This window comes from Mycetocola sp. (genome assembly GCF_025464835.1).
Taxonomy (GTDB): Bacteria; Actinomycetota; Actinomycetes; order Actinomycetales; family Microbacteriaceae; genus Mycetocola_A.
Genome location: NZ_JAODMP010000059.1, coordinates 1 through 10,477, shown reverse-complemented (window position 1 = coordinate 10,477; position 10,477 = coordinate 1). Strand labels below are relative to the sequence as shown.

General features: G+C 65.5%; 11 protein-coding genes and 2 tRNA genes. 10 read left to right on the top strand and 3 right to left on the bottom strand.

Going from position 1 to position 10,477, the window contains the following annotated elements; all coding sequences use genetic code 11:
- Positions 1-238 precede the first annotated feature (238 nt).
- Together JWP90_RS07255 and JWP90_RS07250 are read left to right on the top strand one after the other, a co-directional pair.
- A complete protein-coding gene (locus JWP90_RS07255; protein WP_297361767.1) occupies positions 239-916 on the top strand; it encodes a DsbA family oxidoreductase in 678 nt (225 codons plus the stop codon).
- Positions 913-1,053: a hypothetical protein gene (locus JWP90_RS07250; RefSeq protein WP_297361764.1), complete on the top strand. Its 141-nt coding sequence runs from the start codon at positions 913-915 to the stop codon at positions 1,051-1,053. The genes JWP90_RS07255 and JWP90_RS07250 overlap by 4 nt, the downstream gene beginning before the upstream one ends.
- Here the strand turns inward: JWP90_RS07250 and JWP90_RS07245 are convergent.
- On the bottom strand, positions 1,037-1,522 hold the full coding sequence (locus tag JWP90_RS07245) for an aminoacyl-tRNA deacylase (protein ID WP_297361761.1): 486 nt from the start codon (positions 1,520-1,522) through the stop codon (positions 1,037-1,039). The two genes, JWP90_RS07250 and JWP90_RS07245, sit on opposite strands and share 17 nt — an antisense overlap.
- Positions 1,523-1,555: 33 nt before the next feature.
- Between JWP90_RS07245 and dusB the strand changes: the two genes are divergently transcribed.
- The 5 genes from dusB (at position 1,556) to JWP90_RS07220 (ending at position 6,883) form a co-directional block, all read left to right on the top strand.
- The gene (gene dusB / locus JWP90_RS07240; RefSeq protein ID WP_297361757.1) at positions 1,556-2,716 is read left to right on the top strand and encodes a tRNA dihydrouridine synthase DusB; all 1,161 of its coding nucleotides are present in this window, start codon (positions 1,556-1,558) and stop codon (positions 2,714-2,716) included.
- Positions 2,706-3,959 carry a deoxyguanosinetriphosphate triphosphohydrolase gene (locus JWP90_RS07235; protein ID WP_297361754.1) on the top strand — a complete coding sequence of 418 codons (1,254 nt, stop codon included), beginning with the start codon at positions 2,706-2,708 and terminating at the stop codon, positions 3,957-3,959. The genes dusB and JWP90_RS07235 overlap by 11 nt, the downstream gene beginning before the upstream one ends.
- Positions 3,960-4,015: 56 nt before the next feature.
- Positions 4,016-5,860, top strand: a complete 1,845-nt coding sequence (dnaG, locus tag JWP90_RS07230; RefSeq protein ID WP_297361751.1) for a DNA primase — start codon at positions 4,016-4,018, stop codon at positions 5,858-5,860.
- A gap of 49 nt (positions 5,861-5,909) precedes the next feature.
- Positions 5,910-6,746, top strand: a complete 837-nt coding sequence (locus JWP90_RS07225) for an ATP-binding cassette domain-containing protein (protein WP_297361748.1) — start codon at positions 5,910-5,912, stop codon at positions 6,744-6,746.
- A 64-nt stretch (positions 6,747-6,810) separates the two neighbouring features.
- Positions 6,811-6,883 (top strand) — tRNA-Asn (locus JWP90_RS07220).
- Between the two features lie 83 nt (positions 6,884-6,966).
- On the opposite strand, the gene def is transcribed toward JWP90_RS07220, so the two are convergent.
- Positions 6,967-7,533: a peptide deformylase gene (def, locus tag JWP90_RS07215; RefSeq protein ID WP_297361745.1), complete on the bottom strand. Its 567-nt coding sequence runs from the start codon at positions 7,531-7,533 to the stop codon at positions 6,967-6,969.
- Positions 7,534-7,578: 45 nt separating this feature from the next.
- Between def and JWP90_RS07210 the strand changes: the two genes are divergently transcribed.
- Positions 7,579-8,502, top strand: coding sequence for a DMT family transporter (locus JWP90_RS07210; RefSeq protein WP_297361770.1), 924 nt, complete (start codon positions 7,579-7,581; stop codon positions 8,500-8,502).
- 191 nt (positions 8,503-8,693) lie between these two features.
- On the opposite strand, the gene JWP90_RS07205 is transcribed toward JWP90_RS07210, so the two are convergent.
- Entirely contained in the window at positions 8,694-8,891 is a 198-nt protein-coding gene (locus JWP90_RS07205) for a hypothetical protein (protein ID WP_297361742.1), read from the bottom strand.
- A 238-nt stretch (positions 8,892-9,129) separates the two neighbouring features.
- Between JWP90_RS07205 and JWP90_RS07200 the strand changes: the two genes are divergently transcribed.
- Both JWP90_RS07200 and JWP90_RS07195 read left to right on the top strand, forming a co-directional pair.
- Positions 9,130-10,392: a glycosyltransferase gene (locus tag JWP90_RS07200; protein ID WP_297361739.1), complete on the top strand. Its 1,263-nt coding sequence runs from the start codon at positions 9,130-9,132 to the stop codon at positions 10,390-10,392.
- Between the two features lie 9 nt (positions 10,393-10,401).
- Positions 10,402-10,475 (top strand) — tRNA-Ile (locus tag JWP90_RS07195).
- Positions 10,476-10,477 lie beyond the last annotated feature (2 nt).

The following is a 10,477-nucleotide window of genomic DNA, read 5'->3' as shown; positions in this document are numbered from 1 at the left end:
CGCCTCCCGGAGTCGCGGTTCATCCGTCGCAGATGGCGGGTTTGTGCGACGGATGCCGACGTGTGGGGCGGACGAACGAAACGGAATCCGGAGCCCGGCCGTACATCCGTCGCAGATGACGGGTTTGTGCGACGGATGCCGACGTGCGGGGCGGACGAACGAATCGGAATCCAGAGCGTCGCCCGGAACCTCATGCACGCGGGGGAATACCGCTGCGAGGGCATGGGTTGTGCCAGAGGTGAGTGAATCCATCAAAATCGACATCTGGTCCGACATCGCCTGCCCCTGGTGCTACATCGGTAAGCGCAAATTCGAAGCCGGCGCCAGCGCGTTCGCTGAGAAAGCGGGCGCAGACGCGCCCCAGGTGATCGTCGAGTACCACAGCTTCGAACTCGCCCCAGACACCCCGGTCGACTTCGACGGGAGCGCGGCTGACTTCCTTTCGCAGCACAAGGGACTCCCGATCGCACAGGTCGCGCCGATGCTCGAAAATGTGACGGGAATAGCGAAAAACGTCGGGCTGGACTACGACTACGAGGCCCTTCAGCACACCAACACCGTCAAGGCCCACCAGCTCCTGCACTACGCCAAGGCTCACGGCAAGCAGGTCGAGGCTAAGGAACGAGTGCTCAAGGCGTACTTCACCGAAGGCAGGCACGTCGGCCGGGTCGAGGACCTTGCCGACCTCGCCGCTGAAATCGGACTCGACCGGGACGACGTGATTCGTGCGCTCAACGAGGACGAGTTCCTCGGCGACGTCCGCGCCGACCAAGCCCTCGCCGTCGAATACGGCATCCAGGGTGTGCCGTTCTTCGTCATCGACGGCAAGTATGGCGTCTCGGGTGCTCAGGAAGCCGCAACGTTCGCGCAGGTGCTCGACCAGGTCTGGACCGAACGCGCGGCGGTCACGTCATGACCGAAAGACAGGCGAGACCCGCACTGACCTTGCTCGGCGCAACGGATGCTGTCGCCTGCGAGGGCGACGCGTGCGCGCTTCCCTCCCTCGCCGAGGTCACCGCGGCTGTCGAGAAGGCGTTCACTCCGGTTCGGTGATGTCGGCGACGGTCGCTCCGTAGGCCTCGACGAGCGAGTCCACGTCGACGAAAGCGCTGTGACCGTGATCACCGGCGCCGAGCGCGACCCTGTGCCCGGTCACCGTCTCATCGACCCACACCGGCCAGGCGGTCGAGCTCCCCAGCGGAGTGATCGTGCCGCGACCGTACCCGGTCGCCGCGAGCGCGGCATCCGCTGAGGGCATCGACAGCTTGTTCACCCCGACGAGGGCTCGCAGTTTGGGCCAGGAGATCTTGCGGCCGCCTGGTACGAGCGCGAACAGGAAGTCGCCGTCGTGGCGCTTCACCACCAGGGTCTTCACGATCTCCCGCGGTTCGATGCCGAGAAGGCTCGCCGCCTCTTCGAGGCTCGAAGCGTTCGGTCGCGAAACCACCTCGACCTCGAGTCCCCGTGATGCAGCATCCGCTCGCATCCGCTCGATCCCTGCACCGGATTCCTGCTCGGTCATGCTTTCGCCAGCTTTCTGGGAGAATTGAGAGACATGTCTGCCATTCCCACGATAAGCCACACCCCGGCACTGACGATCGGCTCCCTCGAGCTCGACGTGCCGGTGGTTCTCGCGCCCATGGCCGGGATCACTAACACCGCCTTCCGCCGCCTCTGCCGCGAATTCGGCGTCGGCCTCTACGTCAGCGAGATGATCACCTCCCGCGCGCTCGTCGAGCGCAACAAGGAGACGATGCGGCTGATCAACCACCACGAGTCGGAGACCACCCGCAGCATCCAGCTCTACGGCGTCGACCCGAAGACCGTTTCCGAAGCCGTGACGATCCTCGTCGCGGAGGACCGCGCGGACCACATCGACCTGAACTTCGGATGCCCGGTTCCCAAGGTCACCCGCAAGGGCGGCGGTTCAGCACTCCCGTGGAAGCAGGACCTGTTCCGCGACATCGTCGAGGGCGCGGTGAAGGCAGCCGGCGACATCCCGCTGACGGTGAAGATGCGCAAAGGCATCGACGCCGATCACCTCACCTATCTCGAAGCAGGCAAAGCCGCCGAAGGCGCGGGCGTGGCCAGCATTGCCCTCCACGCACGGACCGCCTCGGAGTTCTACTCCGGCCAGGCCGACTGGTCGGCGATCACCCGACTCAAAGAGACGGTGACGAACGTCCCCATCCTCGGCAACGGCGACATCTGGTCCGGCGAAGACGCGCTCCGGATGATGGACGAGACCGGCTGCGACGGCGTCGTCGTGGGTCGCGGCTGCCTTGGCCGGCCCTGGCTGTTCGGCGACCTTGCCGCTGCGTTCACCGGCTCACCAACCCGATTCACCCCCACGCTGGGCCAGGTGGCAACGACGTTCCGCCGGCACGCCGAGCTGCTCGCCGAATTCTTCGAAAGCGAAGAACGCGGATGCCGCGACATCCGCAAGCACGTCGCCTGGTACTTCAAGGGATACCCGGTCGGCGGAGACCTGCGAGCCAGTCTTGCGACCGTCCAGTCGCTCGATCAGCTTGATGATCTGCTGGCGACCCTCGACTGGGACCTTCCGTATCCGGGAGCCGACGCGGAAGGCCAGCGCGGTCGCGCCGGGTCGCCGAAACGCACGGTGTTGCCGGATGGCTGGCTGAACTCCCGCACGATCGGAGTGACCGAACGCGGAACCCTGACCGAAACAGAGGCGGACACCAGTGGCGGCTAGCGAGGACTATTCGGATCACGACAACGAACGCGCCCTGCCCGAAAACCACTCCTCGCGCCGCACGGACTTCGCCCGCGACCGGGCACGCCTGCTGCACTCGAGCGCCTTGCGCCGCCTGGCTGCGAAAACCCAGGTACTGAGCCCGGCCGCCGGGCTGGACTTCGCCAGGAACCGGCTCACCCACTCTCTGGAAGTAGCCCAGGTCGGACGCGAACTCGCCACGAGCCTCGGGCTCGAACCGGACATCGTCGACACCGCCTGCCTCGCCCACGACCTTGGCCATCCGCCGTTCGGCCACAACGGAGAGCGCGCGCTCAACGACTGGGCACAGGACATCGGCGGTTTCGAGGGGAACGCGCAGACTCTCCGGATCCTCACCCGCCTCGAACCGAAGGTGTTCGGCGCCGACGGCCGGTCCTACGGACTCAACCTCACCCGTGCGAGCCTCGACGCGAGCTGCAAGTACCCCTGGCCGGCCGCGCAAGCCGTTCACGACCCGGGCGGACGCGCGAAGTTCGGGTTCTTCAACGAGGACACCGACGCGTTCGTCTGGCTTCGTGCAGGTGCGCCTGGCCGCCAGCGCTGCATCGAAGCCGAGGTGATGGACCTCTCCGACGACATCGCCTACTCGGTACACGATTTCGAGGACGCCATCGTGAACGAGTACATCGACCCGGCCTTCCTCAGCGCGCGTGCCGGCCATGATTCCCTGATCCGGGCTGTCCAGGCGTGGGCGGGGGAGAGCTTCACCCTCGACGACATGGCGGCGGCGTTCGACCGTCTCGCCGGATACGACGTCTGGATGACGAGCTGGGATGCCTCCCGCCGCGACCTCGCCAAACTGAAGAATTTCACCAGCCAGATGATCGGCCATTTCTCGCAGTCGGCCACACAGGCGACCCGCGAGGCCTACCCGCAGTCCAGTCTCATCCGGTTCGGCGCGAGCGTCGTCGTCCCGCCCGAGGTGCAGGCCGAGATCGCCGTGCTCAAGGGCATCGTCGCTGCCTTCGTGATGGCGAGCGACGCCCGCCAGCCGATCTACCGGCAGCAGCGGGATATCCTCACCGATCTCGCCGACGGACTGTTCCGGGCGGGGCACGACTCACTCGACCGCGGCTTCGCCGACGATTGGGCCGAGGCCGGCGATGACGCCGCCCGCAAGCGCGTCGTGGTCGACCAGGTGGCAAGCCTGACGGACCAGTCGGCCCTCGCCTGGCACGAGCGCCTGGCGCTGAGCGCCTAGGCTCGGCCCTCCCCGTGGGAGGCCGCCCGCTGGGGGATCGTCGGTAGGATGGGATGATGGCCGGCCGCATTCGCTCAAGCGACATAGAAGAGGTCAAGTCACGCACGAATATCGCTGACATCGTCGGTGACTTCGTCAGTCTGAAGTCCGCCGGCGTCGGCTCGCTCAAGGGTCTGTGCCCCTTCCATGACGAACGCAGCCCCAGCTTCCACGTGCGCCCCCAGCTCGGCTTCTACCACTGCTTCGGCTGTGGCGAATCAGGCGACGTCATCTCGTTCCTGCAGAAGATGGACCACGTGACCTTCGCGGATGCTGTCGAACGGCTGGCGGCGCGGGTCGGCTTCCAACTCACCTACGAAGACGGCGACGGCGCCGCCCCCGATCACGGCAACCGCGCCCGGCTGCTCGCGGCGAATGCCGCCGCCGAAACCTGGTTCCGTGAACAGCTCGCCACACCGGGAGCAGACCCCGGCCGCCGGTTCCTCGGCGAGCGGGGCTTCGACCACGTCGCCGCCGACCGGTTCGGTGTGGGCTTCGCGCCGAAGAGCTGGGACGCTCTCACCAAAGTGCTCCGCGGCAAGGGCTTCAGCGTGGAGGAGATAACCGCGTCCGGTCTCGTCTCCCAGGGCGACCGCGGCATCTACGACCGCTTCCGCGGGCGATTGATCTGGCCGATCCGTGATGTCACAGGCCAGACCGTCGGATTCGGTGCGCGCAAACTGCTCGAAGACGACAAAGGCCCCAAGTACCTCAACACTCCTGAAACGGCGGTTTACCACAAGGCGCAGGTTCTCTACGGGCTCGACCTCGCCAAGCGCGACGTCTCGCGCAGCGGGCGCGTCGTTGTCGTCGAGGGATACACCGACGTGATGGCCTGCCACCTGGCCGGGGTGACCACCGCTGTTGCCACCTGCGGCACCTCGTTCGGCGTCGACCACATCAAAACCCTCCGACGGGTGATGGGCGACGACAGCGGCAAGGGTGAGGTCATCTTCACCTTCGACCCGGATGCTGCAGGGCAGAAGGCCGCGATGCGCGCCTTCGCCGAGGAGCAGCGATTCTCGGCTCAGACCTACGTGGCCGTTGCGCCGGACGGCCTCGACCCCTGCGACCTGCGGCTCAACCGTGGAGACGACGCCGTGCGCCGGCTGATCGACGCCAAGGAACCGATGTTCGAGTTCGTCATTCGGCAGACGCTTGCCGCGTACGACCTGGAGACCGTCGAAGGACGCGTCGGCGCGTTGACGGAATCGGCGCCGATCATCGCCGACATTCGTGACCCGTCCTTACGCCCCGGGTACACACGAGTCCTCGCTCGGCACCTTGGAGTCGACCTTGCCGAGGTGCAGGCGGCCATCAGCCGCACCGGCAAGGGCGGCAACCGTGCCTCCCCTTCCAAGAACCAGGCAGAGGCTCCTGCGGAACGCCCTGCGTCACTCAGGGACCTGCCAGCAGACCCCGCCACGAGACTTGAACGGGACGCCCTGATGGCGATCCTGCAGCATCCGGAGCTCGCCGGCCATGACCTCGTCCAGCGGGCTGTCCTCACCGGATTCGTGAACCCGACCCTCGCGGTCGTCCGTGACGCCATCGCCGCAACCCTCGACAGCTTCGGGACCGCCGCGTGGTTCGCCCGGGTGTCCGAGACCGTCCCGACACCGATGACCGGTCTGGTGCAACAACTCGCCGTCGCTCCCATCCCAGAGCGATCCGAACGTGACCTGACCAGTTACGTGCGAGAGATCACCGTCGCGTTGATCGACCGGGATCTTCTGCGGCAGTCCCACGACATGCTCGGACGGCTGCAGCGGATCGACCCGAAAGAGCGGGAGAGCTACCGGGCGCTCCAGGGCGAACTCATGGCGCTCGAAATGGAACGCCGCAGGCTCCGCGAACGATGACCGGCGCGTGAGGGGTGGCGCCGTGCCCCGTTTAGGGCAGGATGGTGCCATGACTGCATCGGAAGGCGCGAGAACAGCCGTGCGGGTCGACGACCTTGCGGTCGAGTACCCTGGACGCCGCATGAGCGCGCCATATCGTGCGCTCGACGGGGTCGACCTCCTCGTCGGAAGCGACGAAGTCGTTGGCATCGTCGGGGAGGCAGGCGCAGGCAAGTCCACCCTCGCCCGCGTCCTCGCCGGAGACCTGATCACGCCGAAAGGGGCGGATGCCGCGCCGGTGATCGTCGGCGGCGACGCGACGGTCCTCGATTTCCGGCTGCGTGGCATCCGTCGCCGGGAACTGAACAGCCTGACTTTCAACGTCGCGTACCTGCCCCAGGATGCCGCCTCCCGGCTCGCCCCTGAACTGACCGTGGCGGAGATCATCGGTCAGCCGATCCTGGCGCGGGACCGCCTGTACAACCGGAAGGCTCTCGGTCTGCGGGTCGCGACCATGCTCGACGCCGTGCAACTGCCGCTGGCGGTCCTCGACACGTTCCCGTTCGAACTCTCCAGCGGGCAACGGCAGAGAGTAGCCGTGGCCCGATCGCTCGTGCTCGGCCCGAAACTGTGGGTGGCTGACGAACCGACCGCGGGAATCGACGTCACCGTGCGCGGCGCGATCAGCGGCCTGGTCATGCAGCTTCGTGAAGAGGGAAGTTTCGCCGCAGTGCTCATCAGTCACGACCTTTCGCTGCTGCGCCGTACCACCTGCCGGGTCGCAGCATTGCACCACGGCCGGATCGTGGGTCTGGGGCCGATCGACGAGCTTCTCGCCCACCCGCAGCATCCGTTCCTCGTTGGGTTGTCCCATTCGGATACGAGCATTTCGTCTGAAGCCGGCTGAACGGATTCGCGTTCCCGATTTGGTGTCTGCGATTCCTTTGGTAAAGTAAATGCGCAACACATAATCCTCGATAGCTCAATTGGCAGAGCAATCGGCTGTTAACCGGTAGGTTCTTGGTTCGAGTCCAAGTCGAGGAGCTGAGAAGACCACAAGGGCTCCACCCCTGTGGTCTTTTCTTTTGCCCCGGTGCCTCCGCCCGGGGCTCTTGCTTTTGGCGAGCTCAGTCGTCGAGGTTGTCGACGCCAGGCATCCAGCTGGCGTCCGGGACACCCCACCCCATTTTGCGGGTGATCTTCGCGACGAGCTTTCGTTCGTGCCGGCGAAGCCGGTCGACGTAGAGATACCCGTCCAGGTGGTCATATTCGTGCTGAAGAATACGAGCACGCCAACCGTCGACGCGGATCTCGACCGGCTGCCCGTCAAGGTCGACACCGGTCACGATCGCTTCGTCAGCGCGACGCAATGGGAACCGCTCACCGGGGAACGACAGGCAACCCTCCGACTCGAGTTCTTCATCCGGCTCGCCGGCAGGGGCAGGAGTGATCCACATTTCCGGGTTGATCACGACGCCGCGCCACGGGCCGTGCTCATCGGTGTCGTAGCCGTACACGAAGATCCGGAGCGGGACGCCGACCTGCGGGGCGGCGAGACCGACGCCGGGCGCCGCATCCATCGTCTCGAACATGTCGGAGACGAGCTGCCGCAGCGTGTCGTCGAATTCGGTCACTGGCGCGGCAGGGGAGTGGAGCACAGGGTCACCCGTGATGCGAATGGGGAGAATGGCCATTCGTTGAGCCTAACCGCGACAGGCCCGTTGTAGGCTCACAACGTGATGTTTGCGAACAACGACTTCAACGACCTGACGGCAGAGTTCGTTCGCAATCCCAGTCAGCTCATCGGCATCCCATTGGCGATCGTCGGCGCTGTGTTCCTGTCGCTTGGCGCCCAATTCCAGCACCGCGGAGTGACGAAGGTCGAAGAGACCAGCGGCGTCGACGCGCGCAGCGGACTGAACGTCGGCCAGCTGAAACAGCTTCTCGGCCGTCCGTCGTGGGTACTCGGCACGCTGATGCTCGCCTTCGCCATCGCTTTCCAGTTGACGGCGCTGGTCTGGTCGCCGCTCATCATCGTGCAGCCGCTCGGGGCCATCGCTCTCGTCATCACCGCGGTGCTCAACGCCCGCATCTACAACGTGAAGCTCAACCACGCCTCGGTGATAGCCATTTCCGCCTGCGTCGGCGGTGTGGCACTGTTCGTGACCGTGGCCGCGCTGGTGGCGGGGGAGAAAGCGGTTACACGGATCGACCTGCTGACGGTGCTGGCCATGCTTGGCGTCGTGCTGCTCGTGTTCGGCCTCGGCTTCGCATTCTTCCGCAAACGGTCCAAGGCGCTGTTCTACATCCTCGCCGCCGGCATCATCTACGGTTTCGTCGCCACACTCGCGAAGGTTGTCATCAACAGGATCGTCAATGAGAACTTCGATTGGCTGACCGTGCTGTGCGTTGTGGCGCTTCTTGCGGCGACCGGGGTGGGCGCATATTTCGTGCAGACTGCGTACTCGTCCGGCCCACCCGACCTTGTCATCGCCGGGTTGACCGTCGTCGATCCGATGGTCGCGGTCGCCATCGGCATCGTCGTCCTCGACGAGGCGGCCGGAGCCCCGCTGTGGGCGATGATCGGATTCGCGGTCGCCGGCGCCCTCGCCGTCTGGGGCGTCTTCCAGCTGGCGCGTCACCATCCGCAGGTGCAACCGTAACTCCCTGCGCAGCCGCGTAAGCGCCCGTTACGAGCACTGCTTCGATCAGGCGTCCCTGGCCTTTTCGGCTCGATCGCGAAGCCAGGCTCTCGGTGGCGCACCGGTCGTGAGCGACATCGCCCGATCGTTGAGCTTGCCCTTCGTGTCGGCGAACGGCCGGTCCTGGATCTGCAGGCTGTCGTGGCGGAACGTCAGCGTGGTCGATGACCCGCCGGCTGGAGGATGCCAACCGACACCAGCACGCCGGAATCGTGAAGCGACTTCGCGTGGGCACCGAATGCGGCGCGGGTCGGTTCCATGTCTTCCTCGGTGATGCCCACATCGGCGGGTTCGGGGTCGTTCCGCAGAAGTGCGTAACGCAGGAGAGATCCTTTCTCCTGGCTGGTCACCGTAACGGCCGTGGTTTCGGACCTCTGCTGAATGAACGATCGAGGCAGGCTCAGATCAACACCCGTGTGATGATTTCCCCGAAAGAAGGGCGTCCTCCGATTCGCGGCACGCGAGAGGGCGTCCTGCGCAACCAGCGGGCCGCCGGTTAGAATGAACCGACCGATCCCGGGAGGCCATCCGCCGAGGGATGTGGCTGGTTGTTTGAACGCCGGCCGATGACGGAGGAATACGCCCACCTTGCCTGACGCACTGAATCCGACCGGTTACGGTTCGACGACCACCCCATCCAACGGCAAGCGACCGCTGCGAATCATCATCGGAGCCGACACCTTCTCCCCAGACGTGAACGGGGCAGCACGTTTCGCCGAGCGCCTCGCGGCAGGGATGGTCGCGCGGGGGCATGAGGTCCACGTCGTCGCGCCGGCAGCCTCACGCAGGCGTGGCACCTGGATTGAGACCCACGAGGGCCAGCAGATGACAGTCCACCGGCTCAAGAGCTGGCGGTGGTACCCGCATGACTGGTTGCGCTTCGCGCTGCCCTGGAGCATCAACCGCAACGCGGCTCGCATCATCGACGCGGTGAAGCCCGATGTGATCCACTCGCAGTCGTACCTTATCGTCGGACGCGGGCTCTCGAACGAGGCAGCGAAGCGGGGCATCCGCATCATCGCCACCAACCACCTCATGCCGGAGAACGCCCTCGAGTTCACGCTCCTGCCCGAGCAGTTCCGAGAGGGTCTCGTCCGCTGGGCGTGGAAGCTGGCCCGCGGTAACCTCGGTCTGGCCGAAGCCGTCACCACTCCTACGCGCCGCGCGGCGGACTTCCTGGAGAAGTACACCGGCCTGACCGGTGTGCACGCCATCTCCTGCGGCATCGACGCACACATGTACACCCCGAATTTCGAGCCACGCACCGAGAACCGGATCCTGTTCGTCGGCCGGGTGACCGGTGAGAAGCAGATCGACGTTCTGATCAAAGCGTTCGCCACCCTCGACCCTGCGCTCGATGCCAAGCTCGAGATCGTCGGCGGCGGAGATCAGAAGCGCAACCTCGAGAACCTCGCCGCGCAGCTCGGACTCGGTGACCGGGTCACCTTTACTGGCTATGTCAGCGACGAAGAGCTTCGCTCCATCTATTCGCGCGCCACCGTGCTCGCCATGCCGTCCATCGCCGAGCTGCAGAGCATCGTGACGATGGAGGCGATGGCATCCGCTCTTCCCGTCGTCGCTGCCAACGCGATGGCGCTCCCGCACCTCGTGCACGACGATGAGAACGGGTACCTCTTCGAGCCCGGGAATGTGCCAGAGCTCGCGGCGAGGTTGACGGATGTGCTCACCGCGTCTCCCGATAAGATCCTGGCGATGAAGCGCGAGTCCCTCCGGATGATCAAGGCGCACGACATTCAGCGCACCTTGTCGACGTTCGAGAGCATGTATCGTGGAGAATCGGTGACAGACCCCGTAACGGAGTCGATCCCCATACAGGTGTCAGACGACTAGACATCGCTCGGGGCGGTAGCTCAGCTGGTTAGAGCAGCGGACTCATAATCCGTCGGTCACGGGTTCAAGTCCCGTCCGCCCTACT

Excerpts from the sequence above, each read along its gene's own strand:
- JWP90_RS07250 (WP_297361764.1), top strand. The coding sequence starts at position 913 with ATGACCGAAAGACAGGCGAGACCCGCACTGACCTTGCTCGGCGCAACG.
- JWP90_RS07245 (WP_297361761.1), bottom strand. The coding sequence starts at position 1,522 with ATGACCGAGCAGGAATCCGGTGCAGGGATCGAGCGGATGCGAGCGGAT.
- dusB (WP_297361757.1), top strand. The coding sequence starts at position 1,556 with ATGTCTGCCATTCCCACGATAAGCCACACCCCGGCACTGACGATCGGC.
- dnaG (WP_297361751.1), top strand. The coding sequence starts at position 4,016 with ATGGCCGGCCGCATTCGCTCAAGCGACATAGAAGAGGTCAAGTCACGC.
- JWP90_RS07225 (WP_297361748.1), top strand. The coding sequence starts at position 5,910 with ATGACTGCATCGGAAGGCGCGAGAACAGCCGTGCGGGTCGACGACCTT.
- def (WP_297361745.1), bottom strand. The coding sequence starts at position 7,533 with ATGGCCATTCTCCCCATTCGCATCACGGGTGACCCTGTGCTCCACTCC.
- JWP90_RS07210 (WP_297361770.1), top strand. The coding sequence starts at position 7,579 with ATGTTTGCGAACAACGACTTCAACGACCTGACGGCAGAGTTCGTTCGC.